Source organism: Phormidesmis priestleyi ULC007, assembly GCF_003003695.1.
GTDB lineage: Bacteria > Cyanobacteriota > Cyanobacteriia > Leptolyngbyales > Leptolyngbyaceae > Phormidesmis_A > Phormidesmis_A priestleyi_A.
Window position 1 is genome coordinate 83,946 of record NZ_PVWG01000012.1, and the last position, 25,219, is coordinate 109,164.

A 25,219-nucleotide genomic window follows, 5' to 3' on the forward strand; every position below is an offset into this window, starting at 1 on the left:
GAAGCAGAACTTTTCCGTGACAGAGCGCTGATGCTGGCAATTCACTTCGGAAAAGTTCTGCTTTCACGCTAAAGCTGTTGCAATGTTTCTACACATGTGACAGCCATAGCTCCAGGTCTGTCACACTAGAAAAATCGAGCAAGGCTTCTCCGAGCAGTTCGAGTTGTGCGATCGGCAACACTTCGACCTGTGTCTTCAAAGACTCTGGCACTTCCCCTACCCGGCGTATCAACTGTCGAAGAATCAGCGATCGCTCTCCTTGCTCAATTCCTTGCTCAATTCCTTGCTCAATTCCTTGCTGCATCCAACTCGTCGTGATTTCCATAACGCGCTCCTGCTCCAATGCTTCTAATTTACCAATCTCTTCGGCAAACAACTGCTCCTCAGACTCATTCAGTCGGAGATAAGTATCCACAAATCCTGAAATCAGGCGCGTTCGGGCAGAATCTAGCTGTAACGTTGCCAGTATCCGCAAACATTCTGCTTTAACTTTTGGGCGGTCTTCCGGTGCAATTTGCATCTTTGCCATGAGGGCGGCTGCAACTGGACTGCGCTGATTGAGAAAGTCTCGCCAGTCTAACCGATTTAGTTGAATTGCAGCAAAATTGAACTCTAGAACCTTCAAACCCGGAAATTCAATTGAGTGTGTTTGCGGTTCGGCTCTGAGCGGTTCATTAAATGAGAAGACGACGATCGGATAGATCTTCTGCACATACTTTTGGTATAGGCGTGAAAAGTAGAAAAACATCCGCCGAGCAAAGTCTGATTGTGTGTAAGACTGAGCCTCAACATGAACGAGGAACCCAACATCCTCACCGGACTGCTTCACCTCAACCAGTAGATCAATGATTTTGTCCTCGCCAGATGTCAGATCCCCGAAGTACTCCTGCGGCAAAAACCGAATCGAGTCTCGGTCAAGGGTGTTGGCAATTTCTGGCAGGAACAGATCCAGGAACTCAACAAAAAATGTGGCGAGTAGTTCTTTGAAAAGGCGATCGTGATCAACCATGAAATTACTGCGAGAAATATAAAAGGGGCATAGATCGTCATGCCCCTACGGAAATTCGGGTTGAATCAGGCAGAGATGGATTCTTGCTCTTGCGCCGATCGTGATTCTTCGCCCGATGTCTTGAACTTAAACTGAGCTGGATTGGTGTGCGTTTTTTCCAAGAATCCTTGCCGCATCCCACGAGTCAGTGTGCCTGCCACACTCTTAATCGCCCTTGCCATCTCTGCTCCTTCAAACTCACCATAGACTTCACGAATGATGTCATTGGTTGAGAACGATCGTTCTGGGTCGGTTGCCGTCACGTTGATCATTGCCTGAAGCGGTTCCATACCCCTAAATGCTCGTTTGGGGTTTTGGGCATCAAACGATTGAGCCTCAGACTGTTTTGCCGTTCCCTTTGATCTGGCTCTGGGTTTGGCTTTGACCTTTGATCCCTTCTTGGGTTTCTCTGTCGCAGCAGCAGGTTCGTCTTCATCGGGTTCAACTTCAGAGACTTCAGCAGTATTGTGGGCTTGATGGTTCCCCTGAGCCGCTCCAGCCAAAGCTTTGAACATAGGAGGATGATCTTGAACCTTCTCCAACAATCCTTTTTTCACCCCCAGAACTAAGGTGATCTTCACGCTTCTTTTTGCTTTGGGTAATTCCGCTTCGTCAAAATCGTCGTAGACGGCATCAATCACGGTTTCTGCATCAAACGCTTGTTCAGGAGACTGTTGAATGACTTGCACCATTGCGTCGATCGGAGAGAGTCCTTCAAACTCAGGTCTAAGCACTTTTCCATCAAAAAGTTTTGCTTTTTGTTGTCCTCGCTTGCCTTTAGATTTAGTGACCGCCTGATCGGTGGAGGCTTTTGGCTGCACCACGGCTTCCGACTCTGGAAAATAGTTGGCGTGACCGTTGCTCATTGGCTCGTCTCCTAAGAGCGAGTTCAATTGTTGCAGGGCGAAATCGATCGCGGCAGTGGCTTGCTGAACTGCGGTTTGAATAATCGCCTCGCGATCGTTGCTTAGGCGCGATCGCTCTTGTTCTAACTGTTGTCTTGCTTCATCACTCAAAATTGAATATGACATTGCTTCTTTTTGCCTCAACATATACTTACCTGTTCCGATTGTATTGCGAACAATCAAACTTGAAAGATTAAATTCTTGAACAGAGTACTACTTACCTCAAACAATCTGGTGAGTCATGAGTTGGGCAAAGAGTCTAAGAGTGTTGACGAGTCGAGCAAATGTTCCTTGTTGAGTCACCTTCCTCGACTCTATGATCAGGAACAGGATTGTTGAGAATGCAATTTAACCTTGACAGACCCCAAATCGTGAAATTGTTAAATTGGTTACTGTTCTACCCCAAAGGATAGAGTGAGCGGCTGCGTGGTTTCGTTCGATCGACAGATTATAGCGTTTGTCTTTAGGTATAGACTGAGTGAAGTTCACGACACTCGTAAACTCAAACCCATTATTACTGCTAGAAATCTATGCCTGACATTGTTGACACTGCCATGAGTGCGGGAACCTTTACCACTCTGGTCGCAGCCATCACAGCGGCTGGTCTTGACACTGCCCTTAAGAGTCCTGGGCCGTTCACTGTTTTTGCACCCTCTGATGATGCGTTTTCTAAATTGCCATCGGGAACGGTTGAATCGTTGTTAGAAGATCTGCCCACGCTGAGAAAGATATTAGAATATCACGTTGTTTCTGGAAAAGTGCTGGCGGCAGATGTCGTCAAACTAACCAAGGCAACCACCACAGAAGGAGAGGATGTTGAGATTAACGCTTCTAGTGGCAGCGTCAAGATTAATGGTGCAACGGTCACAATTCCAGATGTCGAAGCTGAGAATGGAGTGATTCATGTAATCGACACCGTTTTATTGCCTGGATCAATCAGTCTTTGACGGTAATTGCAATTGCTACTGAGTAGCTAAGTTTAGAGCGTGATCATATACGCTCTATTTTCTTTTTTGCATATTTTTTCACAGATCAATGCTGCCTATTCACTAACCTTCACCCATATGAGTACTCATTGCAGCCATCTCGACTAGATTCAAGCCGTGACACCGAGCGCAACCGGATGCGAGGAATGTCTCGCAATGGGCGACACCTGGGTTTATCTACGCGAGTGCCTAAGTTGCGGACACGTCGGTTGCTGGGATTCTTCTAAAAACAAACACGCCACAAAGCACTTTCACGCCACCACTCATCCGATCGTGCAGCCGATCGAGCCAGGAGAAGACTGGAAGTGGTGCTATATCGATCAAACCTTTCTCTAATGGAAAATTTACTTAGAAAATCCAATGAGTTGTCAGGCGATCGACCTTAGCGATCGTGAAGATGCTCTCAGCGACTGGCTCGAAGACTATGGCGTAGAAGATGCTTGGAAACTAGCAGAACCCTTAGCCGAAGCGGGCATTGAGGTCGAAACATTAGACCGTTTAACCGCGCCTTGGCACAATGATGCGACCGAAATGCACAATTTGGGGTTACGTTGGCTCTCGCTGTCTTTTGAGGTTATGAGCATGATTTCGAGCGGACTGCGGGGCGCAAAACGCATGTCTGAATTAACGTGAGTTCGACAAACGCGGTTCGCTCCGATGATGAATTCGGGAAGCCCCCTAAATCCCCCAAAATTGGGGGACTTTGAACCGGAGATTTTGGCTTGAAGTCCCCCAATTTTGGGGGATTTAGGGGGCAGAAGCCGCTGAGAACGAAGCGAAAAAACTCGTCGAACTGACGTTGAATTAGTGCAGTCTATGAAATCTTATTCGCATCTCGACCAGGGTGTGCAACAACTGATCGACGTGCAGGAAGGCATTGAAGACACGCTGCAATTATTTGGCTATAAAAGTATGGACAAACTTAATTGATAACGCGATCGAGTCAAACTGCATCGGTGATAGCGCTGCGGTTGAGTCAGGCTGTTTAGGATCAGTCGGCTTGCCTCGACTCATCAGTCGATTAATCACTTTGATGTTTGAGTCAAATAGGATTTTGTTCACGTCTTTGAGAATTTGAAGTGCCTCCTTAGAATGCAGACTCCAACCCACCAACCCTTCGATGCTGCCGACACTATTGCGATTGGTAACTTTAGCGGCGGCACCAAAAAATCTGACTTTTTTGGGCAAGATACCTTCCGCCGCTAACGCATCGATCACATCATAGTAAGCACTTCTTTCAGCGATCGTCACATACTCTTCAGGGTTGTTGTTTTGAGTATTAAAGATTGCCGCCTTTACAAAGGTGCTAGTCGTGCTGGACAGTTTTCCGATGTCTGCTCCCCACCGATTCATATCGTTGGCAAACCAATCCTTTTCGGTGCCGTTTGGTTGAAATAGAGCCAGCGGTTTTCTAGAAAGGTGGGCTGTCGATGTTTTTGATGGCAAAACCGGAACCAAGGGTTGATTAATGATCCAGTTTGGTGAGGTCGATGTGATCACTTGTTGAGCAATGCGATCGGCTTCTTGTTCAAATGAGTCACCAGGGTCACTAATCGAAACGCCGTCTGCGGTTGGGGCACCTGCGACGGCTCCGTTAGCTTGCTGCATGGTATGCACGACTTCATGAGCGATCAACTGCTGACCCTCAGACGATCGGGGGTTATAGCTGCCAGCACTAAAGAAGATATCTTGACCTGTCGTAAACGCGATCGCATTTACAGAGCGAGACAGGCGATCGGCTTCGCGGTTGGTATGAATCTGCACACTCGACAGATCGGCTCCTAAACTTTGTTCCAAGTGTTGCTGAATGCCTGTTTCTAACGTGTCTCCTCCACCCGCTGCCTGGATGCGCTGCCCGATCGAGCCATTGGCGCTCTCAGTCGCGTCGTTTGCGGTGCGCTGGATGGTGCGCTGATTCGGAACTGACGCTGGCTGCGGCACCCTGATCGCTTTGGGTGAAGAGGCGCGAAATTCTGCGATCGACGGCAACAGTTGCCCGACATCAACGTGCAATCCCAGCATCAAATTGTTGCCCTGAGTATTGATCTCCAGATTTAGCCAGTTTAGCTTGGGCACTGGCAAAACTTTTCCATCGAGTAGACCGAGAGAGAGCCGTCGAGCTTCGGGGTCTGACACAATGCCCGCAAGCGCCCCGGCTCCTATGACTGTAAATGCGCTAACCACCCCAACTTTTTCGCCTCGGTTGAGGTGTCGCCAGTCTGACTCGGCACGATCGCTGACACGAGTTTTCAGAGTCGTCAGCGTGGGGTCAAGCTCAACCACAACCGCTTTGAGGAGATCACCAGCAGTTGCCGATCGCGGTGTCGCTGGCTGCTCGGAAGGAACCGCAGCAGACTTTTCCTCCGTACCAAGGCGTTTGGGAATGAAAGTCGGTAAAGTTTCTAGATCAAGCTGCGTCAGTTGAAACTTGAGAATGGCTGGATCTAAGATCTGTTGAGTGTCTTGCTTGATGCTCGATGGCAGATCTAGGTCGAGATGATAATTTAAACCCAGGCTATATCGTGAAGCTGGATCAGGCGGTTGCAGTAGTGACGGGGGCGTAAGCTGAAAATTAGGAACCGGAGGCAAACTGTTATCTCGCTGCACGGTCTGAGAAGTGCCAGATCGCTGCAAAAATAACGGCATTCCTAGCGGTTGCCCCGCGATCGTTTTCTAACGCATCAAGTTGATTGTCAGCCGAGATCATCTGCTGATTTTGTTGAACGGATTCGGGCTGTTGAGCGATCGTGGGTTCCATGACGGTTCTGGTTTTTGATTAAAGGATACTAGCTCGATCGCCGATTAATTCTGCGGGTAGTTGTCGTCCTAGTTTGCGATATTCACTAGCGACTCCTTGCCCCACATCTGCAAAAGTGATTGGACGAGATTGACTCTGAGCGATCACGGCTGCTGCCAACACTGCATTGCGAATATTGCCGCCACTGAGATCAACGGAAGCGGCAAGCTGATTTAATTGCGGTTGCGTTAAGTGATGACGATCGCCTAAATGAGATTGCCACAGCGATCGCACTAGAAGATCGGCAATCGCGCTACGATATTGATTTTTTGGTAAGATAATGTTCATCAAGGGCGCGGCGCAGCACCATTTTAATGACGGCTTGACGGCTAATGTTGAGCTCGCTAGCCATTTGGTCAAGTTCGCCGAGCATGGGATTCGGAATATCTAAATTGGTTGTCACGACATCTTGCTGTCTTCGTGAAGTCATCGGATGAGGTGTGCCGATGCGTGTCGTTGTGGGGTCAAAATAGCGATCGACAACTTCTTCGCCTGCCTCAATTCTCTGTTCAAGCTCATCAGTAGAGATATTGCTCATAGATCTCTCGCTCTCTTCTTGTACTTTTCCAGTAGGTAATTAACCAGATATATTCCCCTTCATCATCATAACGGATCTCGTAAATCACGGATAAAAGCGTGTTTTCTAGATATCCAACTGCAATAAATTGCTCTGGATCATCTCGTTTAATCTGTTCTACATATTCACCAGCCAAAACCATGGAAACTTCTTCGAGAGAATATCCCCGATTTCGCTGAAGAAGTTGACTTTTGTGGTTATCCCAGTCAAATCGCATTTTTGCTCAATGATCGCTCATCTTTCTGCCCGAAACCCAATCTGCACAATAACAGTATACCCGCAGTGAAATTGCCACGTTTACAAAGCAGCGCACCCGATAGGATTGAAGATCGTATTGACTAAAGAATACTGACTCGATCGCCGATTAATTCTGCGGATAGTTGTCGTCCTAGTTTGCGATATTCACTAGCGACTCCTTGCACCACATCGGCAAAAGTGATTGGACGAACTTGACTCTGAGCGATCACGGCTGCTGCCAACACTGCATTGCGAATATTGCCGCCACTGAGATCAACGGAAGCGGCAAGCTGATTTAATTGCGGTTGCGTTAAGTGATGACGATCGCCTAAATGAGATTGCCACAGCGATCGCCGTTCTTCGGCTTGGGGTAGCGGAAACTCAATGATCATATCTAAACGGCGAGAAAAGGCAGAATCAAAGCGGCTGCGGCTATTGCTGGTGAGCAGTGATGCCGTCAAACGATTCGATGCGCTGAAGCAGATAGTTGGTTTGAGCGTTGGCGAAGCGATCGTTGGCTTGCTGGACTTCGGTGCGTTTGCCAAACAGCGAATCGGCTTCATCAAATAATAAGACGACTTCGGCTTGTTCGGCTCGTGATAATAGCTGCGATAAATTCTTTTCGGTTTCACCAATATATTTGCTGGTAATTGAGGCGAGATCGACTCGATAGAGCGGCATTCCTAATTTTGTGGCTAACCAACCTGCTGCCAGGGTTTTTCCTGTGCCGGATGCGCCGACAAACAGCGATCGCACACCGGGATGATAGCGCACTGTGGCAGAGAGTCCAAGTCCGGTGACGAGACGATCGCGGTGGCGACAGCGCAAAAATAGCATCTGGAGTTCGTCGCGCAGTGCTGGAGTCATCACCAAAGCGTTGTCAGGAATGGCATCGGTTAGCGGTTGCGCCAAGGCATCGAGTCCGACTCCTTCTCCTGTCCAGGCGGCGGCGATGACGTGTTCTCGTAGTGCCAAACCCAAGTGTAGAGGTACTTTTATAGATTGTTCTGGGAGCGGTGCCGATTCGTTGAGCAGTTGCAGCAATCCACTAGCGATCGCATTGCCAATCATCAGCCGATCAATTACAGAAACGCTGTGTGGCAATGGCGAGAATGCTGAAGAGAGCAATCCTAATGTAGGACGTGAACCACCGAGAGGTGCTTGAAGATAAGCTAAAATGCGACCTGCGATCGGGTCTTGTTCAACCGCGATCGATAATGAGATTGCCAACACTTCAACGATGGTCAATGATAATGATTTTGCCAATCTCAATAGTGAATAATCACGAGCGGCAGGGTGACGCAGATAGATTTTGAGGGCATTGACCCAATGAAATTGATCGGCAGTGGCGATCGCTTGATAGTGGCATAAGTGCTGTAGCTCCGGGGCGGTTGGGTTAACGAGAAGTGCAGGGTCTAGCGTGGCAGCGATCGCAGCAAACGCAAAGGTGTGAAGGGTGACGATCGGGCGATTAGCCGAATTCTCAATTTCCATGCCCTGCTCCTGTGTAGTGAAACGCAACAACTCGCCCAAACCAGGGCACCCAACCCGGATCGAGATCCAGCCCGACGCGACGAATCCGAATATCAGCTTGCTGAGGTTCAAACCAAACATCAACGTGCGTGTGATTAAAACTTGCCCCGATCGACTGACTAAATTGTGTAATCCCATTTCAGCATTGAGACGGCACCAGCGCCGCATTGAGTTTAGCCAGGAGCGGAGTAAAACGGCTTCTGAGCAGTTGTTTGAGCATTTAGTAAGTGCCTCCCAAACAGGATCGGTTTCAGGGATTTCTAATCGTTGCGCGATCGTGTTTAATAACCTTCTGGGCAAATCAAATTCAATCAGGTGAGGATTAGATTCTAAAAAAGATTTGATTCTTAAATGAGTCATTAATGGCAACAGAAAAAATAGTCCTGCAAACGCACTCGATTGAGGAATATCTACAGATTGACGAGAGACTGAAAGATAATCTTGCTGTTGTAGAATATCTCTAGATGATTGCGATTCATCCAACACTGAGCGAGAATTCTTGGGAATCGTAATGAAACTCTCTATTAATGCTGTAGGACTCTCTATCAACGACGACTGATCAGGCTGAGATTGCTTTCTTAAATTGCTAATTTGTTGAATCACCTGTTGAGATCGCGTCATTAATGGCTCGTCTAAAATGAATGCAGGTTGTTCTGCAATTAGTGCGATCGTGGTCAGCCAGAGCGATCGAGCATCTTCAATTCCCCAAACTTCAATCCATGTTGGAGTAAATCAATCCAAGGTTTTGGTATAAATGAGATTGATAACGGTTTAATTGATCCGATTGAAGTCTTTGATTTAAGCCATCCACAGGCGCGCAACAATGCTGAACCGTCGTGCCAGGTGAGCGCTGAAAGTAAAGGTGTGATTGCAGTTCGAGTGAGTAGCTCTTGCATTAAGGGAACGATCGCAGAGACTCCGATCGCAGTTTGCATAATGCCATAAAGCACTCGACGAAATCCTTCATCTCTAGACAAATTAGCCTGCCAGTTAAAAACGGCTAACCGCCAAAACCATTCATCAGTGCTGAGGTGGTTTGACAATCTCATTGCCAGACACAGATAAGGCTCAACTTGATCTCGAAAATAAACCGCGATCGCACTATTAGCCGCCGGATCTTCTGCATGAACTGCCGTCATACCAATCTGCGCCAGTCGCTGCTCTAACACGAGTGCCAGAGTTGCCGAACTTTGCTGACTGTGAATCTTGCCAGCATCGAGCGATCGCACCAGCAACAGCCGTCCGCTTTCAGGAAAAGATGCAGTATGCAAAGCATCTTCTAACAAAACAGTACCCCGATGAATGAGGGCTTCATCGTGCGATCGCAAATGGACAGTGTGGACATGGCGTTTCATAGTATGTGATGTTGTCTATTCACGATCGCGAAATCAGATTTGTGTTGAAAGCGCCCGGTTCGGCAAACTGCACACGCGCATCTGCCGCCAACTGCGCATTTGTCTCGTAGGCATGAACAATTCGAGCCGATGCTTGACTTGGCGATCGCGACGCGATAATCTTGCACCCATCCTTCTGCTAATCGCAGCGCTGCAACGGTGTTATCAAGCACTTTTACCCCGTCAGAAAACTGTGCCGATTCGTCGGTGCCAGCGAGTGTGTCCCCTAACCGAATCTGATTGAGTAGCGCTGAATTCACGTCTTTAAATTTGGCAGTGGTGCCCGAAACACTGACCTCGCCGAGATCGACCCCCAGATTAGCGAGACTCTCGATCGTGTCTGCCCGACTCGACAAAGTGAAGTTTCTGGCTTCGACCGAGGCAGAAGGCTGAAGTCGTTCGGCAACCGTCACAGTGCGGCTGGCGGCACCAATCAGGGGCGACTGTTCTAACACGTCATCGGCGATCGGTTGAGAAAACTGTTTAGAAACAAATCGCTCTTTGTTGGCAGCCGTTTGCTCTTTGATCACCCCGATACGAGCTTGAGTATCTTGAGTTTTTTTGAGTTCAAATGCGGCAGAACTTGCAAATCCGACATCACTGAAGTTGGTGAACGTTGTTTGAGTTAACAATGGCTCAAACAATGCCGCTTTTTGGCGAGCCGTCGCGAATTGGGTCGTGCCTGCCGCCAGAATTGTAAAGCTAGGACTTGTCAAGACTGATGCAGACTTCTTGCGAGTAAAGAAAGTGTTTAGCTGTTCTTGAGTGACGCGGGCACTTTGACCCCCTTCTGCGATCGCCGCCAAGGTCGGAGACGTTGCCAATCGAGCCGCTTGATCGGTGCCCAACACAAACTGACGAATTCGATAAATATCAGTTTGTACTCGCAAAAAGTGAAAATCAATGCGATCGTTGGCTTGCTTAACTTTGGTTTCGGGAAGCCCAATAAAGCGTTCTAGCCCAAGCGTCGTGAGTTGACTGGCTTCTGCTGGAAGTTGCGCGGTGAGTTGATTGTTCAATGTTCGTAGTGGCGTGACCCCCCGGACATTGTTCTCGATCGCGGCCACAAAGTCTTCTTCAAACGGCGTGAGCAACTCAGCACCCTGAATCCACGTCCAGGAGTCGTTGTTAGTGTGAGGTGTTGCCCCGGCTGGCAGTGCATCACCAACCCAAACCGTGTCATTGGCTGGTAGGGAGCCCGCCGCCGATTTGCCCGTGTGTCCCCAAGCGGCGCGACCCTCATAAAGTGTGAAGGCGATTCCGGTGACGGTCGTGTTTTCTAAGCCAACAAGACTAGCAGGCACCTCTAATCGCACCCAATCTGCGATCGCGGGCAGTACCCCCATATACTGACGGCTGGCGGTTCCGGGAATGCCCAAATCGAGCAAGTTTTCACCCAATAAGCACGATGCTCCCAGCTTCCGCCGACGTTCCATTGGACCATAATTTCGCGGGGTGGATGGTCGGCATCGAGATATACTCCAGCAGGGTATAGACTTTAGTTTTGAAAGGGAGTAAAAAGTAAGAACTCATCCCGCTCTGGGACAAGACCCTGATCAAGCTGACTTTCACAGATGAAGACATCCAGCAGCTTCACTCTGAGCGCTTCCATCACCCCCATCCTCGTGTGCAGCGAAAAATGGAAGCCTTGTACCTCAAAAGCAAAGAATATCCCCACTGGGAAATCTGCCAACTGATTCAAGTCAGTGAACCCACTTTGTTGAGTTATCTTCGGGACTATCAGAAGGGGGGGATTGAACAACTGTAAGAACTGAGCTTTTATCGACCGCAAAGCGAACTGAAACAACATCAAGAGAGTTTAGAAACTTATTTCCGAGCGCATCCGCCTAAAACTCTGGCTCAAGCCACCGCAAAAATTGCCGAACTGACGGGCATTCATCGCAGTCGGGAACAAGTCCGTCATTTCCTTAAATCCCTGGGAATGAGTTGTCGTCGAGTCGGGGTTCTGCCCGCCAAAGCGGATGTCGAAGCCCAAGAAGCATTCCTCAAAAAAAACTAGAACCTCGATTAGAAGAGGCAAAAGCAGGCACAAGAGCCGTCTTCTTCGGGGATGCTGCCCATTTTGTTCTCGGTGCCTATCTCGGATTCTTGTGGTGTTTTGAACGATTATTCGTCAAAACAGGAGCAGGACGACAACGATTTAATCTCCTTGGTGCTTTGAACGCTGTTACCCATGAGTTAATCACGGTGACCAACGACGATTACATCAATTCCAAAAATGTGTGTGACCTCCTCCGTAAACTGGCGGCTTTAGGATTGAACCTGCCCGTCACCCTAGTACTGGACAACGCCCGATATCAAAAATGTGCCTTAGTCAGGGATCTCGCTCAGGAACTCCAGATTGAACTGCTCTACCTCACTGCTTATTCTCCTAATCTCAACCTGATTGAGAGACTGGGGAAGTTTGTGAAAAAACAATGTTTCTACTCTATTTACTATGCTGATTTTACGGCTTTCAAAAAAGCGATTACTAATTGCCTTGACCAATGCCATACTACCCACAAGGAAGAATTAGATTCACTCTTGACTTGGCGTTTCCAATCTTTCAAAAAAATAAAGACTGTTACCTGACAAAGTATAGCTGAATATCAAACGTTGGCAACCCAGCGAATGCACTAGACGGATAGGTATTCCGCAAGTAGTTCCGCAGCGATTCACCAACTGCATGAATAGATTGCAGGTTTGCCATGAATTTTTCACCTGATACTCAATCAGCACTGATCGCGGGAAAGGTAATTGAGTGATGACGATCGCAGCGAGTAAAGTCTGATACAAATAATTCTCAAGCATTTAATCTACATTGACAGTACCCATCCGGGTGATTTCTGTCTACAAAAGTTACATTGCTCTGAGTTGAAATGCTGATAGTGCCCTGACGGTTTCATCATATAAGCTGGTTTCAGAGACTCTGAAAAATGTATCAAAACAACGATATTTGACACTTATCTTTAAACAAAGTCTTTAAGGTGAGCGCCGTAACTTTGGGTAGGCTTACGATAGAACGTATAAAAAATGTTCTTCATGCACCAGCGTAGCGATCGGCAGTTCAACCCTATTGTTCCGCCCTGAAGCAGAGCGATCGCGTATTGTGGAGGCAATGCATGATTCACTTCAGCTATGAAAACCTTGCAAGGCTATACGATGGTGATTCGTCCTGAGACTAATGGCACTTTTGTTGCTTATGTGCCTGCGATTCTAGGATGGATTCGTCCAGGTGTGCTAATCGCGGCGCAGGCATCTATTCTGCCCGGTGAGTTTCGGGTGGCAGAGATTTTATTCACCAGTGGCACCGTTGCTAAGAAATGTCCTGTTTTGGTTCTCTGGCTAGATGGAAAAGATGCGGTTGTTGCGGCGGTTACCTCTGCAAAGCCGCGATCGCAGACAGATGTTGATTTGCAGGATTGGGCAATAAGTGGTCTTCGAGTCGCCTCAACAGTTCGGTTGTCACGATTGTCTGGAAATATCGCTACTGTTGGGTAAAATCGGACAGATTTCTCCGTCTGATGCAGAGAGGATCAAAAAAGTTTGGGATTTGAGGATCAAACCTCAGTTTTAAACCACTTTGAGCGTCTTTAAATCTTCAACAAATCGGGTAAAAAATCCGGTCGAATCAACTTGCAACGCAACCCAGGCATTAGCACTTTGTTTTGCTCGGTTTCGGCGATCGATTAAGGTTTGTCCGCGAGTCCATTCGCCTTTAGTCTCAACGCAAACTCTGGCTCTTTGCATCAGGAGCGTTTCAGGGTAAAACAAGTAGCCGATCGTCGCTGCATCGTGAACTAAAAACCCCTGAACTCCGTTTGTTTCTCGATAGGCGATCGCCGTTGTGATCATAAATTCGCAGAGATGATTCATAAATTTAGACGTATCATCTTCTGAATTGATTGGGTTGATTACTTGCGCCATTTCGCGTGTAAAAATCAGGTTTCTGGTCACGTCGAGCGGCATGATTACAACGTCATCTCGACTGGCTAAAACAATGTCTGCGGCTTCTGAGTTAAACCAGATGTTGAATTCTGCATGAGGGGTGACGTTTCCAGGACAGAAGAATGCGCCGCCCATGATCACCACTTCTTTCGCTTTTTTGAGAATTCCTGGACTCTTTTTTTCGGCGGCTGCCAGATTGTTGAGCGGGCCGATCGCCACCAGCGTAATTTCTCCCGGCATGGCGTTGAGTTTGTCGATGAAGATCTCGTCAGAACACCGTGCTGTTTCATAATCGTGAGTGGGGGGTGGCAGCGTTTTTGATAAGTTGCCCATGCCATCATTGCCGTGAATATGAGCTGCATCCTCGATATCGTTGCTGTTTAAGGAGACTCCTCGTCCCACCTCGATCGTAGGTGCCCCTACCAAGTTAAGAATTTGACTAGCGTTAGAGAAAGTTTTTCTTGCAGAGACGTTTCCGGCGGTGGCAGTGATGGCAATCAGTTCTGCAAGCCCTTGTTTGACTAAGCTTTGCACCCACAAAAAAGCAAAGATGTCGTCCCCTCCAGGATCGGTATCGAGAATGATTTTTGGAATGCTGACCGCAGGGATCATAATCACGTTACCGATAAAAATTAGGTGTTGCAAAATGAGGGAATGAGATGGCTGTATGGGTAGCGCCCCCGTGCCTACCCCTGACGCAGGATGGTTTCATACAAGAAAAGAATGTATTGCCTACCCCTGACGGAGGGCAACCGCGGGGGGATTGCCCCTACCTAAATCTCTCTATTCGGCAATGCCAAAAAAATAATCGCCCCACCCTGGGTTTAGCAGCATGGGGCGATCGCAGACAAAAAACACAATCCAGCATTAAGGCGCTAGGGCATTTCCGCGAATTAGACTGCCGATCGTCTTAGCAGTAATTTTTAGCTGGATGAGCGGATTTGCAGGAACCACAGTCTTATAGAGATAGCTATCAAACGTCAGCTTCTGCACATCGAGATCAGAACACATCTCAACGAAGGCTTCGCGAGTGGCATCTGAGCGGTAGAAGACTGTTTGTAAGATATCTAGCACTTTGTAAGTGATGCCATATTGCCGATCCCAACGCTTGATATAAACCTTGAGATCTGCCTCAGTGGGAATCTTGCTGCCGTTTTCAGAAAATTCTACGATCGCTTCTGCACACATTCGCGCAGACTTTGCCGCAAAATAAATGCCTTCACCGGATGATTTAGTCACCGTTCCGGCGGCATCTCCAACGAGGGCGACCCGACCGACGACTCGGCGAGGTCTTGGATGCTCAGGAATCGGGTGCGCTTCGACGCGAATGATCTTGCCACCGCGTAGTTTGGCGGCTGCCCGTGCGCGAATTCCAGCCTGGAGTTTTTTGATATCAGCTTTGTTGGGCGACATTGTGCCCGTGCCGACAGCGACGTGATCATATTTGGGAAAGACCCAAGCGTAGAAATCAGTCGAGACATCATCGCCGACATACATTTCTGCGAGGTCTTCGTAATATGCCATCTTGTCGTCGGGAAGCCGAATGCGCTCTTGGAAGGCGATCGCATAGCGATAATCACCCGCATCGATCGCTTTGGCAACGCGAGAGTTTGCGCCATCTGCACCGATCACGAGATCGACTTGCAGCGTTTTAGCGGTTCCTTCTAAGCTGCCATCCGAGTGATCGGCGTAGTGCAGCGTGTAGGCTCCTTTACTGCTCGTCGGAATCTCTAGCTTGTGCATCGTGCCATTGATCAGCACTGCACCATAGGAGATTGCCCGATCGCGCAAAAACCCATCCAGCACCTCGCGACGGCACATGCCGATATATTCTTCATCTTTGAGAGTGCCGCCGATGTTGACCTCTACATTTGAAGGAGAGATCATTTTCATCTTCCGCACCTTGCGATCGATGATGCGATCGGGCAAGTCAAACTCGCTCACCATACAGAGAGGAATCGCACCACCACAGGGTTTGACGTTATCTAACTTGCGCTCGATCAGATACGTTTCAATTCCCGCTTTTGCTAAGATCTCAGCCGCAGACGACCCAGCCGGACCTCCACCAACCACCGCAACCCTTAGTGCCAAAGGTTTTCTCCCGTTCTCTAAAAGCTACGAAATGAATGGTATCACGGAGCTTTGGGTTGATTGTGATTACTCTCGCTAAGTTGAAACAGAGCTTAACAAATCAGGCTCTGGCGGTCGAAATTCTGATCCAAATCTCAACAATCGATCAGCAGACCGTTGGAAAGAGCCTAATAAATTCCCGTTTTGCTACGGAAACCCGTCCCTGCGAATGTAGATTGAATCAGTGGGCTTGAGAAAGGGCTTGAACATAGTCATGACTTGCGTGATTCATGCTACACGCTGCTTCGGTTAGCAGCAGATCTCCACCTATTGACAGATTTCAGTTAGTTATAAAACGAATTTAATAACATCAAGGAGCTATGAAGCTACCGTAAATTTACTGAGTGAGTCTAAGCAGTTTTCCCAAGAATTTTGATTGTTCTGAGAATTATCTGTCTACGAAACGCAGAGTGGTCAGAATCTGGGGATTTGAAGGCTATAATTTTTATTAGTATAAAAAATATCTGCTTACGTTAATCTCAAAATTTTATGTCAAACGCTACCTCTTACGTATAAATACTAATGCTATTAAACCTATTCATCTGCTAGCTCAGTAAATCTTCGTAAGGATTTCGTGAGGGTTCCGTATTTTCACTACCATTTCTCTTTAAGGCAAGTTACAAAGATCGTTAGTTCGCTGCTCTAATTGCTGTCTCACAGATGATAATTACTTTTTCGAGCCTTGCTGTTAGGATGAAGATCGCCACCGGGCTAACCTTTGGGGCAGTGGGAGCTTATGCTTTCAGTCAGGGAGTCAGTAATTTCACTCAAAGTTCTCACTTTCAGCCAGAGTTGGATGTACAGTCGATAGTGGCTCATGCCTCGGCGCAGTCCTTAAATAAGACGATCGCCCCTGCAATAGTGAAATTTAACCCAGAGCCTAACCCAGAACCGATCGGCACCGGAGGCACCGGGACTCGCTAGAAAGCGATCCCTCCCTGGAAACGCGAATCATCTTTATAGAAGAGAGTCCGCCCTCTGTAGCAATTGACCCTGGTCAACAGAGCGTGGACTCTATTTTTGGGAGACCCGATCGATAGACCTGTGAGAAACCTCAGTTCGATGAGTTCTTTCGCTTCGTTCTTCATCGCTTCAGCCCCCTAAATCCCCCAATTCTGGGGGACTTCAAGCCCAGACTTTAGGTTTCAAAGTCCCCCAATTTTGGGGAATTTAGGGGGCAGCCCGGATTGGCAACCGCAGCGAAAAGCTTCATCGAATTCACGGGTGAGAAAGAGGCGCACCGATCGCTTTTTAATAGATAGTTAAAAGGTGAGCGATTACCCCTTTGGGAACTGCAAAGCAAACGCGCAAATTGACCCAGAGGAGACCTGTGGCTGCAACCCATTCTGAAATCGACTTGGCACCTTACATTGACCACGCCTTGCTCAGTCCGATCGCCACACCTGAGCAGATTGAGCAGTGGTGCGAAGATGCCGATCGCTTTAATTTTGCGGCGGTGTGCATCAATCCGATTCATGTCCGGCAGGCAGTCGAATATCTCAGTAATAGAAGTCCGAAAGTCTGCACTGTTATCGGCTTCCCTTTGGGGGCGACGACCTCTGCGGTCAAGCTTTATGAAGCTCAAGAAGCGACCGAAAATGGAGCCGATGAGCTAGATATCGTCATTAACTTAGGCTGGCTAAAAGCCGGAAAAGTCGAAGAGGTGCATCGAGAAATTTCCGAGATTCGAGACGCAACTGGACTGGTGATCAAAGCCATCTTAGAAATGTCGCTCCTGACAGACGAGGAAAAGCGCATCGCCGCAGAAATCTGTATGGATGCAGGGGCAGACTTTCTCAAAACCAGCACTGGCTGGAATGGGGGAGCCACGATCGCCGATGTGCGACTGCTCAAAGATATAACTAACGATCGAGTCGGAATTAAAGCTTCTGGTGGAATCCACACGGTCGATCAGGCGCTAGAGTTAATTGTCGCGGGTGCAACTCGACTCGGCACCTCTCGCGGCCCCGATTTAATTCGTCAACGCGATAACCTAGATAAAGGACAATAATAAAACGTCAGTTCGACAGCAGTAGTTCGCTTCGGTGATGAATTCGGGTAGCCCCCTAAATCCCCCATTCTGGGGGACTTCAAGCCAAAATCTCCGATTCAAAGTCCCCCAGAATGGGGGATTTAGGGGGCAGAAGCCGCTGACAACGAAGCGAAAAAACTCGTCGAACTGACGTTAATAAAGGTCTTCGACCCACCCCGCCAAGAGAGATAAGAATCGATGAGTCGAACCTACAAAGCGATCGGAATCAACCTCAAAAGTATGCCGTTTGGTGAGGCAGATCGTCTTCTAACGGTTTTGACGCGGGAGTTTGGGCTAATTCGTGCGGTTGCAGTGGGCGCGCGCAAGCAAAATTCTAGACTAGGCGGACGGAGTGGATTGTTTGTGGTTAACGATTTGCTGATTGCTAAAGGGCGATCGCTCGACAAAATTACGCAAGCAGACACGCTAGAGTCTTACCCAAAACTGGGCGGCGATCTCAGAAAGCTCACCGCCGGGCAATATCTGGCAGAGGTGACTTTGCAGCAGGCACTCAGTGACCAGCCCCAAGACGACTTATTTTATTTGCTGAATGAACACTTGGCGAGATTGGAGCGATCGCCCTCCTCCCAGGTGTTAGCCCATCTCAGCCATGCGGTCTTTCAGCTATTGGTCTTGGCAGGAATTGCGCCTCAAGTTCATCAGTGCTGCGTGACTCAAACGATTCTCAAACCCGATTTAGCCGATTCTAGTTGGCAAGCCGGATTCAGTACGATTGGGGGTGGGGCAGTCACCCTAGATGCTTTAGAGCAGCTTCAGATCCAAGACGGCGGCAAAGGCACGGGTAAATATATTCCGTCACGCCACTCAAAAAAAGCTCGTCTCAATATGCCCATTAGCGCGATCGAACTCTCCCTCCTGCAAGAACTCGCCTCCCCCGATCTGCCTCCAAATTCTGCCACTGCTGAAGAAGCCTGGTTCGCGATCGAACGTCTGCTGCGCTACTATGCCCAATATCATTTTGATCAGCCCATTCGCTCTGCCACCTTGATTGATAGCTGTTTTGCTCCTGCCCTCTTCTCCGAGCCGTCTGCTTAACTATGATGCGATCTGATCTGTCTGATTACACGCTAATATCTGCTCTTGAGCAACCAGACTCCCATGCCTATCCGCCTATCCCAGATCCTTGGCGAAGTGGAGTTAATGGAGTCGATTTTCAGAGCGATCGTTTAAGCCAAGAGAGAAGTTTAGCCATGCTCAGAACTCAAAAAACCCCGGCTGATGATTTCAACGAGTCTGACCAGATTCTCCCAGTTGAGCCATTTGCCCAACCCAATGGCAGCCAAAATGGGGCAAGCAAACATTTGTCAGGCGACACGATCGGAGGGTTGCTGCCGTCCATCGAGCCATCCGACAAGAGTTCTATCAGCGAAACGCCTGAATTATCTCCTGGCGATGCAGACGATGAAGACGAGCAGGGTTTTGCGCCCGTGCTTAAAAACCGTAACTTTTTGACGCTGTGGGCAGGGCAGGTTTTTTCTCAACTTTCAGATAAAGTCTATTTGGTGTTGATGATCGCCCTGATCGAAAGCCGCTTTCAGGCAGAAGGTCAAACGATTAGCGGTTGGGTGTCATCGATCATGATTGCCTTCACTATTCCGGCGGTGCTGTTTGGCTCGATCGCGGGTGTCTTTGTCGATCGCTGGTCTAAAAAAACCGTTTTGGTGGCCACTAATTTACTACGAGGCGCTCTAGTTTTTGTGCTGCCACCCTTGCTGTGGGTTTCGCGAGATTGGACAACGGTGCAAAACCTGCCCGTCGGCTTTGGCATCATGTTGGGCATCACTTTTTTGGTGTCAACCCTGACCCAATTTTTTGCCCCAGCCGAGCAATCCGCAATTCCCCTAATCGTCGAGCGTCGTCATCTGCTATCTGCAAACTCGCTCTACACCACCACGATGATGGCATCCGTGATTATCGGGTTTGCAGTCGGTGAGCCGCTTTTAGCGCTGGCAGATACGCTGTTTGGTCAACTGGGAGGTTTTGCAGGTGTAGGCAAAGAGGTGCTGGTTGGGGGCGGCTATGCGATCGCCGGATTTCTGCTCTTAGTTCTGAAGACGGGAGAAAAATCCAAAACGATCGTGGTTGACGGGGTTGAGCTTCCGGCAGAAGAGCCGCCTCACGTCTGGGAAGACATTAAAGATGGGCTGCGCTATTTGGGCAAAGAGGCCCACGTTCGCAGTGCGCTGATTCAGTTGGTGATTTTGTTCTCGATCTTTGCGGCGCTGGCAGTGCTGGCAGTGCGTTTGGCTGAGGTGATTCCAGAAATCAAATCATCTCAGTTCGGCTTTTTGCTAGCGGCAGGCGGAGTCGGCATGGCAGCAGGCGCGGCACTGTTAGGCACCTTTGGGCAGCGCTTTGCTCACGCTCGACTGGGCTTGTATGGCTCGATCGGCATGTCAGCCTCGCTGATCGGGCTGGCGTTTTTCTATCATCACTTGTGGGCATCGCTGCTGCTGATCGCTTCGCTGGGAGCGTTTGCCTCATTAGTGGGCATCCCCATGCAGACGACCATTCAGCAAGAAACGCCAGAAGCCATGCGGGGCAAAGTGTTTGGGCTGCAAAATAATGCAATTAACATTGCCTTGAGTTTGCCTCTTGTGCTGGCCGGGGTTTCTGAAACCTTGTTTGGACTGCGAGCCGTGTTTTTAGCACTTGCCGCCTTGACGATCGCAGGGGCGACGTTAACCTGGTATATTTCCCGTACAACGATTTTTAAACCGGGTAGTTAGCGGTTAGTGGTTAGTCGTTTATTGGCTTAAATCGATCGCTAACCGCTAATCACTAATCCTTTTACGATATACCTCGAATGCACATCGCTTGGCTAGGCAAAAAAACGCCATTTTGTGGAAATGTTACGTATGGTCGAGAAGTCACCAATGGGCTGCTAGAACACGACCATCAAGTCAGTTTCTTTCACTTTGCTCAAGAGGAAGCGGCTCCTGATAATTGGCCCGACATTCACGAAGTTTCGATCCCGTTTCTCTACAAGTCTCAGATTTATACCATCCCAAACTGGAAATCGAGTAAAGTGCTGATTCAAGCGCTGCAAGATTTGTCGCCCAAACCCGATTTGGTGCACGCTTCGCTCACCTTATCTCCGCTAGACTTTTTGCTGCCTGAGATTTGTCAGAAGCTAAATCTGCCTTTGGTCGCGACGTTTCATCCCCCCTTCGATCGTAAGCGTCGTAACTTGACATCGGGCACTCAACACCTGATGTATCAGCTTTATGCCCCGTCGCTGGCAAAATACGATCGCATCATCATTTTTTCTCACATTCAGCGAGACATCTTGATTAAGTTAGGCGTGCCTGCCGATCGGATTGCCGTGATTCCGAATGGCGTTGACACCACCAAATATTCTCCCGGTCGATCAGATTTTAAACAACGGTTAGGCACCGATCGTGTTTTCTTATATCAAGGTCGAATCGCGCCTGAGAAGAACGTAGAGTCTTTGTTAAAAGCCTGGAAACAGGCAGATATGGGAGAAAACAGCAAACTCGTGATCGTTGGAAATCACGGCACGTTAGCCTCCTCTCTGGTTCCCTTTTACGGTGAAGAACACGGGATTATCTGGCAGGGCTTCATCGCAGACGAGCAGAGGCGCATTGAGATTCTCAGAGGCACGGATGTTTTTGTGCTGCCTTCTCTCGTTGAGGGGCTGTCTTTGTCGCTTTTAGAGGCGATGGCGTGTGGGGTCGCGTGTGTTGCCACCGATGCAGGGGCAGACGGCGAAGTGCTAGAAGACGAAGCGGGCGTGATTATCAACACTCAAGGCGTTGCCTCTCAGCTTAAAACGCTGTTGCCTCAACTGCGCGATCACCCGACCTGGACGGGGATGTTGGGACAGAAAGCGCGCCAGCGAGCCGAAGAACGCTACACCCTAAGCCGCAATATCACTCAACTCGTCGCGCTCTATAGTGACTTGTTATCGCACCATCACGATCGTAAAAGCCGCATCCGCATTCCCGGAAATTTCGCAGCGAACCGATCGCCTTTGCTGCCTTCGCCCTAAATCCTTCTCTCCTGAATGACGATCGGCGTACTATCATAATCAATGTGTTTATGGGCGATCAGGTGAGTCATGGCAGAAGAAAAGAAAGAGCAGCGGCACCCCCAGTGGAGCAGCGATCGCCAAGTCACGGATGCCCTTCTCAGCGGTGGGCCGACTGACTATAATCTGGCTGAGTTGGCGCGGCTCAAGATTCGCTATAAAGGCTTTCCGGGGGCGAGAGACATTCAAGCTGACTTAGAGAAAATCTTGAGCCAGTGGCACCTCACTGAACATGCTTTGTACGAAAAGACTCGTGAGATTCACGCCGTTGCCCAAGTCTATAAAGGTCGCGGAGCAAAGCGAGACGACTGGAGTTAGTCGCGATCGTAAATTCAGCAAAAACCCCCTTAATTGGCGCGCTCAAGATGGGGAATTGAGACCAAAATTTGCGTACGGGGATGGCACTGCCGTGCCTCTTATCCATGCAAATAACAGACATCATTTAATTCACGATCGTTAAACAGATTTTTCAACGGAGATTTAAAGAAATGGAAGCCCGTCAAAATTTAACCGCGATCGTCACAGGTGCCTCGTCAGGCGTTGGGTTATACGCAGCAAAGTCGCTGACTCAAAAAGGGTGGCACGTCGTCATGGCGTGTCGCGATCTTACAAAAGCGTCCAATGTCGCCCAGGAAGTGGGTATACCCCAGGGCAGCTACACCCTGATGCAGATTGATTTAGCGTCTCTCGAAAGCGTTCGCCAGTTTGTGAAAACGTTTCGAGAAAGCGGCAAATCTTTAGATGCTTTGGTGTGCAACGCTGCCATTTATATGCCTCTGCTCAAAGAGCCGTTGCGAAGCCCCGAAGGATACGAATTGAGCGTCGCGACCAATCACCTCGGTCACTTCCTCTTATGCAACCTGATGTTAGAAGACTTAAAGCCCTCCGCCGATCCGAGATTAGTCATTTTGGGAACGGTGACTCACAACCCAGATGAGTTAGGAGGCAAAATTCCGCCTCGCCCCGATTTAGGAAATTTTGAGGGGTTTGAAGCGGGCTTTAAAGCCCCCATTTCAATGGTTGACGGCAAAAAATTTGAGCCAGTCAAAGCCTATAAAGACAGCAAAGTCTGCAATGTGTTGACCATGAGAGAACTCCATCGGCGCTATCACGACGCAACCGGAATCACCTTTAGTTCTCTCTATCCGGGCTGCGTTGCCGACACGCCGCTATTTCGCAATCACTATCCATTGTTTCAAAAAATCTTCCCCTGGTTTCAGAAGAACATCACTGGGGGCTATGTGTCTCAAGAGCTATCAGGCGATCGCGTCGCAATGGTCGTGGCTGACCCTGAATATAAGCAGTCTGGCGCTTATTGGAGTTGGGGCAACCGCCAGAAAAAAGACGGCAAATCGTTTGTGCAAAAGGTATCTCCTCAAGCTCGTGATGACGAAAAAGCCGATCGCATGTGGGATCTGAGCGCAAAGCTGGTCGGGCTGTCTTGATCGGCGGTCTACTGCGATCGCGCTCTAGGCTCAGGGAGCGATCGCACCAGGCTTTGACACCGGAGGCTGCACGATCCTAGAAGGTTCGACGGCTCCACTACTCGCTGCTGGAGGCTGTAACGCTTGGGGTTGCGTTGTCGCCAACGGTGCGAGAACTTGAGAAACCTGTGCCTGTTGCTGCAACTGCTGAGTCGAAGACGTTAAGCCACTCAGCCCTTTAATTAAATTTCGCAAATCGTTACGCAGTTGGGGGTCACCTGTCAGTTCGTCTAAGTCTGCCGTGATTTTTTGAGCGTTCTGAAACGTGGCTCTGGCAGACTCGAGCGTCTGCTGCAAAACCGTGAGATTTGAGGGATTATTGAGACTGACTGACACATCGCGCAAATTGGTAGATGCCTGAGCCGCATTTGCAGACAGCGTTTCTAGGTTTTGAATCAGTTGCCCCTGCTGAATGCGATCGAGCGTCGGACTCAGCTTTGCCACCGTGACTCGCAGTTGCCCACTCGTCTGGTTGAGATTATCGAGAGTTGAAACCAAAGTGGCGCGATTTGCAGTCACCAAGCTGTTGACCTGCGCGATCGTCAGCCCAAACTGATCTGCCGCATTGCTAATCGATTTTGCGGTGCCGGAAAACGTGCCGACTTCCTGCCTCGCTGATTTGACTAAGCCCGTAACTTCTTTACTCAAAATGGTGATTTGAGCAGCAGCATCACTGCTATTTTTGGTTAACGAATTGATATTCCCCGTAAACTGCGGATCGCTATAAACATTGGCAAACTTGATGCTCGCCCGCACTAACTCATCGGTGCTGATGCCCAACGTGCCATTGATTCGAGAGCCTTCGCAAAGAATCAGTTCTTTATCGCAGTCGCGATCGAGCGGTTTTGCCGAAACTGCTCCATCGGGCAACGGTTTACGAGGAACAATATCTAAAAGGGTTTCGCCTAGCAACCCCGACTGATTCACCGTCACCTCTGAATCGCGAGGAATGATCAGATCGGCAGGCGCAATATCAATCTGCACCACCACCCCATTGGGGTCAGGCGAGATGCGATTAATTCTGCCGACCGTCACCCCGCGATAGCGCACGGGTGAACCTGGCTGAACCCCGCCGATCGTGGCAAAGTCTACGTTAACAGAGAAGCTGCGATTGCCAGGATTTAGCCCTCGCAGCCAGAGAATCAACCCTCCAAACAGCCCTAAACCGCATAAGATCAGCAGTCCTACCGAGCCTTCTCGAACCATTCGCGAACGCATAGGCTTATCCAATCACCTGTATGGGTCCTTCTACACTACCGCTTAAAAACTGGCGGATCAGTGGATTATCAGTGCTGTCAAGCTCGTGAACTTTGCCCTGCCACTGCACCTTACCTTGATGAAGAAAGAGGATTCGATCGGCAGTTCGACGAATTGTGCTTTCTTGGTGAGTCACCATCACATAGCTTTGGCAGCCGCCCTGCCTGTTGAGATGCCTGACCAAATTTTCGATCACAGTCGAGGCGATCGGGTCAAGCCCCGCCGTTGGCTCATCGTAGAGTAGCATGTCTGGCGTATCCTTTGGGTTGTGGGGGTTTGACATGATGGCACGGGCAAAGCTGACTCGTTTTCGCATCCCACCAGAGAGTTCGGCGGGGTAGCGATCGCTGATGCCTGACAAGCCCACCATGTCTAGTCGCTGCGCCACGAGTTCTCGAATTTGTCGTCGCGGCAGCCGCGATCGCTGATAGAGCAAAAATCCGACGTTTTCTTCGACCGTCAGTGAGTCAAATAGAGCCGCTTGCTGAAACACCATGCTGATATTGATCGGGTCGGCTGCGTCTTCGATCAGTCCTTTTCGCAGTTGCCCCCCGACGTGGACTTCCCCGGCATCGGGAGCCAACAATCCAGCAATAATTCTCAGCACGGTAGATTTGCCAGTGCCGGATGGCCCGATAATGGCGAGGGCTTCTCCGCGATAAATAGTCAGATCGGCGTGATCTAGGACAATATTTTGCCCAAAAGTTTTACAAACTCCCTTCAGTTCGATCAACGGTTCACTCATTCGGTTGAGACTTAGACCACAGGGTTGAGGAAAATCGGGAACAGGCGATCGAGAAGGCGATTCTTAGAACATCA

The 25,219-nt window shown here is 49.1% G+C and carries 28 protein-coding genes and 1 pseudogene; 12 read left to right on the forward strand and 17 right to left on the reverse strand.

The annotated features are described in order from the left end of the window. Positions 1 to 88 precede the first annotated feature (88 nt). Positions 89 to 1,009, reverse strand: a complete 921-nt coding sequence (locus C7B65_RS12730; protein WP_073070446.1) for a DUF4351 domain-containing protein — start codon at positions 1,007 to 1,009, stop codon at positions 89 to 91. Positions 1,010 to 1,074: 65 nt separating this feature from the next. After that, positions 1,075 to 2,079, reverse strand: a complete 1,005-nt coding sequence (locus tag C7B65_RS12735) for a hypothetical protein (RefSeq protein WP_106254003.1) — start codon at positions 2,077 to 2,079, stop codon at positions 1,075 to 1,077. A 404-nt stretch (positions 2,080 to 2,483) separates the two neighbouring features. Here C7B65_RS12735 and C7B65_RS12740 point away from each other — a divergent pair, with 404 nt between their 5' ends. From C7B65_RS12740 to C7B65_RS12750, 3 genes are all read left to right on the forward strand, one after another. Next, positions 2,484 to 2,900 carry a fasciclin domain-containing protein gene (locus tag C7B65_RS12740; RefSeq protein WP_073070444.1) on the forward strand — a complete coding sequence of 139 codons (417 nt, stop codon included), beginning with the start codon at positions 2,484 to 2,486 and terminating at the stop codon, positions 2,898 to 2,900. Positions 2,901 to 3,056: 156 nt separating this feature from the next. Beyond that, the gene (locus C7B65_RS12745; RefSeq protein ID WP_223257326.1) at positions 3,057 to 3,275 is read left to right on the forward strand and encodes a UBP-type zinc finger domain-containing protein; all 219 of its coding nucleotides are present in this window, start codon (positions 3,057 to 3,059) and stop codon (positions 3,273 to 3,275) included. A 24-nt stretch (positions 3,276 to 3,299) separates the two neighbouring features. Next, positions 3,300 to 3,572, forward strand: coding sequence for a hypothetical protein (locus C7B65_RS12750; protein WP_073070443.1), 273 nt, complete (start codon positions 3,300 to 3,302; stop codon positions 3,570 to 3,572). A 261-nt stretch (positions 3,573 to 3,833) separates the two neighbouring features. Here C7B65_RS12750 and C7B65_RS12755 read toward each other — a convergent pair whose 3' ends face one another. From C7B65_RS12755 to C7B65_RS12785, 9 genes are all read right to left on the reverse strand, one after another. After that, a complete protein-coding gene (locus C7B65_RS12755) occupies positions 3,834 to 5,585 on the reverse strand; it encodes an eCIS core domain-containing protein (protein ID WP_083582777.1) in 1,752 nt (583 codons plus the stop codon). Next, positions 5,533 to 5,697 carry a hypothetical protein gene (locus tag C7B65_RS27805; RefSeq protein ID WP_181314389.1) on the reverse strand — a complete coding sequence of 55 codons (165 nt, stop codon included), beginning with the start codon at positions 5,695 to 5,697 and terminating at the stop codon, positions 5,533 to 5,535. The genes C7B65_RS12755 and C7B65_RS27805 overlap by 53 nt, the downstream gene beginning before the upstream one ends. An 18-nt stretch (positions 5,698 to 5,715) precedes the next feature. After that, positions 5,716 to 6,024: a hypothetical protein gene (locus tag C7B65_RS12760; protein WP_073070441.1), complete on the reverse strand. Its 309-nt coding sequence runs from the start codon at positions 6,022 to 6,024 to the stop codon at positions 5,716 to 5,718. Continuing rightward, on the reverse strand, positions 5,990 to 6,274 hold the full coding sequence (brnA, locus tag C7B65_RS12765; protein WP_073070440.1) for a type II toxin-antitoxin system BrnA family antitoxin: 285 nt from the start codon (positions 6,272 to 6,274) through the stop codon (positions 5,990 to 5,992). Before brnA ends, C7B65_RS12760 begins: the two co-directional genes overlap by 35 nt. Then, a complete protein-coding gene (locus tag C7B65_RS12770; protein WP_073070439.1) occupies positions 6,255 to 6,530 on the reverse strand; it encodes a BrnT family toxin in 276 nt (91 codons plus the stop codon). The genes brnA and C7B65_RS12770 overlap by 20 nt, the downstream gene beginning before the upstream one ends. A gap of 121 nt (positions 6,531 to 6,651) precedes the next feature. Further along, positions 6,652 to 7,011, reverse strand: a complete 360-nt coding sequence (locus C7B65_RS28345; protein ID WP_073070438.1) for an ATP-binding protein — start codon at positions 7,009 to 7,011, stop codon at positions 6,652 to 6,654. Then, entirely contained in the window at positions 6,983 to 8,704 is a 1,722-nt protein-coding gene (locus C7B65_RS28350; RefSeq protein ID WP_073070437.1) for an ATP-binding protein, read from the reverse strand. The genes C7B65_RS28345 and C7B65_RS28350 overlap by 29 nt, the downstream gene beginning before the upstream one ends. A gap of 53 nt (positions 8,705 to 8,757) precedes the next feature. Then, positions 8,758 to 9,438: a hypothetical protein gene (locus tag C7B65_RS12780; RefSeq protein ID WP_073070436.1), complete on the reverse strand. Its 681-nt coding sequence runs from the start codon at positions 9,436 to 9,438 to the stop codon at positions 8,758 to 8,760. Then, a complete protein-coding gene (locus tag C7B65_RS12785) occupies positions 9,435 to 10,913 on the reverse strand; it encodes a hypothetical protein (RefSeq protein ID WP_073070435.1) in 1,479 nt (492 codons plus the stop codon). The genes C7B65_RS12780 and C7B65_RS12785 overlap by 4 nt, the downstream gene beginning before the upstream one ends. A gap of 116 nt (positions 10,914 to 11,029) precedes the next feature. Here C7B65_RS12785 and C7B65_RS12790 point away from each other — a divergent pair. Continuing rightward, positions 11,030 to 12,069: pseudogene (locus tag C7B65_RS12790) on the forward strand (IS630 family transposase). Here C7B65_RS12790 and C7B65_RS29260 read toward each other — a convergent pair. Together C7B65_RS29260 and C7B65_RS27810 are read right to left on the reverse strand one after the other, a co-directional pair. Beyond that, positions 12,062 to 12,187: a hypothetical protein gene (locus C7B65_RS29260; protein ID WP_262983528.1), complete on the reverse strand. Its 126-nt coding sequence runs from the start codon at positions 12,185 to 12,187 to the stop codon at positions 12,062 to 12,064. The pseudogene C7B65_RS12790 and the gene C7B65_RS29260 sit on opposite strands and share 8 nt — an antisense overlap. Before the next feature lie 259 nt (positions 12,188 to 12,446). Further along, positions 12,447 to 12,608, reverse strand: a complete 162-nt coding sequence (locus tag C7B65_RS27810) for a hypothetical protein (RefSeq protein ID WP_181314390.1) — start codon at positions 12,606 to 12,608, stop codon at positions 12,447 to 12,449. A 7-nt stretch (positions 12,609 to 12,615) separates the two neighbouring features. Here C7B65_RS27810 and C7B65_RS28355 point away from each other — a divergent pair, with 7 nt between their 5' ends. Continuing rightward, positions 12,616 to 12,978 carry a hypothetical protein gene (locus C7B65_RS28355; protein ID WP_219898518.1) on the forward strand — a complete coding sequence of 121 codons (363 nt, stop codon included), beginning with the start codon at positions 12,616 to 12,618 and terminating at the stop codon, positions 12,976 to 12,978. Between the two features lie 72 nt (positions 12,979 to 13,050). On the opposite strand, the gene C7B65_RS12805 is transcribed toward C7B65_RS28355, so the two are convergent. Both C7B65_RS12805 and chlP read right to left on the reverse strand, forming a co-directional pair. Beyond that, the gene (locus tag C7B65_RS12805; RefSeq protein WP_073070434.1) at positions 13,051 to 14,037 is read right to left on the reverse strand and encodes a nucleoside hydrolase; all 987 of its coding nucleotides are present in this window, start codon (positions 14,035 to 14,037) and stop codon (positions 13,051 to 13,053) included. A gap of 255 nt (positions 14,038 to 14,292) precedes the next feature. Beyond that, positions 14,293 to 15,516 (reverse strand): geranylgeranyl reductase, encoded by a 1,224-nt coding sequence (gene chlP, locus C7B65_RS12810; protein WP_073070433.1) that lies wholly within the window; start codon positions 15,514 to 15,516, stop codon positions 14,293 to 14,295. 732 nt (positions 15,517 to 16,248) lie between these two features. Between chlP and C7B65_RS12820 the strand changes: the two genes are divergently transcribed. The 7 genes from C7B65_RS12820 to C7B65_RS12850 all read left to right on the forward strand — a co-directional run bounded on the left by C7B65_RS12820 (position 16,249) and on the right by C7B65_RS12850 (position 23,104). Beyond that, complete coding sequence (locus C7B65_RS12820) at positions 16,249 to 16,479, forward strand: hypothetical protein (protein ID WP_073070431.1); 231 nt, start codon at positions 16,249 to 16,251, stop codon at positions 16,477 to 16,479. Positions 16,480 to 16,885: 406 nt separating this feature from the next. Next, complete coding sequence (gene deoC / locus C7B65_RS12825) at positions 16,886 to 17,566, forward strand: deoxyribose-phosphate aldolase (protein WP_073070523.1); 681 nt, start codon at positions 16,886 to 16,888, stop codon at positions 17,564 to 17,566. Between the two features lie 219 nt (positions 17,567 to 17,785). Further along, entirely contained in the window at positions 17,786 to 18,643 is an 858-nt protein-coding gene (gene recO / locus C7B65_RS12830; RefSeq protein ID WP_073070430.1) for a DNA repair protein RecO, read from the forward strand. A 2-nt stretch (positions 18,644 to 18,645) separates the two neighbouring features. After that, positions 18,646 to 20,337 carry an MFS transporter gene (locus C7B65_RS12835; RefSeq protein WP_223257325.1) on the forward strand — a complete coding sequence of 564 codons (1,692 nt, stop codon included), beginning with the start codon at positions 18,646 to 18,648 and terminating at the stop codon, positions 20,335 to 20,337. A 77-nt stretch (positions 20,338 to 20,414) separates the two neighbouring features. Next, complete coding sequence (locus C7B65_RS12840; protein ID WP_073070429.1) at positions 20,415 to 21,620, forward strand: glycosyltransferase family 4 protein; 1,206 nt, start codon at positions 20,415 to 20,417, stop codon at positions 21,618 to 21,620. 69 nt (positions 21,621 to 21,689) lie between these two features. Beyond that, positions 21,690 to 21,977 (forward strand): DUF3288 family protein, encoded by a 288-nt coding sequence (locus tag C7B65_RS12845; RefSeq protein WP_073070428.1) that lies wholly within the window; start codon positions 21,690 to 21,692, stop codon positions 21,975 to 21,977. A 170-nt stretch (positions 21,978 to 22,147) separates the two neighbouring features. Beyond that, positions 22,148 to 23,104 carry a protochlorophyllide reductase gene (locus C7B65_RS12850; protein WP_073070427.1) on the forward strand — a complete coding sequence of 319 codons (957 nt, stop codon included), beginning with the start codon at positions 22,148 to 22,150 and terminating at the stop codon, positions 23,102 to 23,104. Positions 23,105 to 23,134: 30 nt separating this feature from the next. Here the strand turns inward: C7B65_RS12850 and C7B65_RS12855 are convergent, their stop codons facing one another. Beyond that, positions 23,135 to 24,361 (reverse strand): MlaD family protein, encoded by a 1,227-nt coding sequence (locus C7B65_RS12855; protein WP_083582776.1) that lies wholly within the window; start codon positions 24,359 to 24,361, stop codon positions 23,135 to 23,137. Positions 24,362 to 24,365: 4 nt separating this feature from the next. Continuing rightward, on the reverse strand, positions 24,366 to 25,145 hold the full coding sequence (locus C7B65_RS12860) for an ABC transporter ATP-binding protein (RefSeq protein WP_073070426.1): 780 nt from the start codon (positions 25,143 to 25,145) through the stop codon (positions 24,366 to 24,368). Between the last annotated feature and the right edge of the window lie 74 nt (positions 25,146 to 25,219).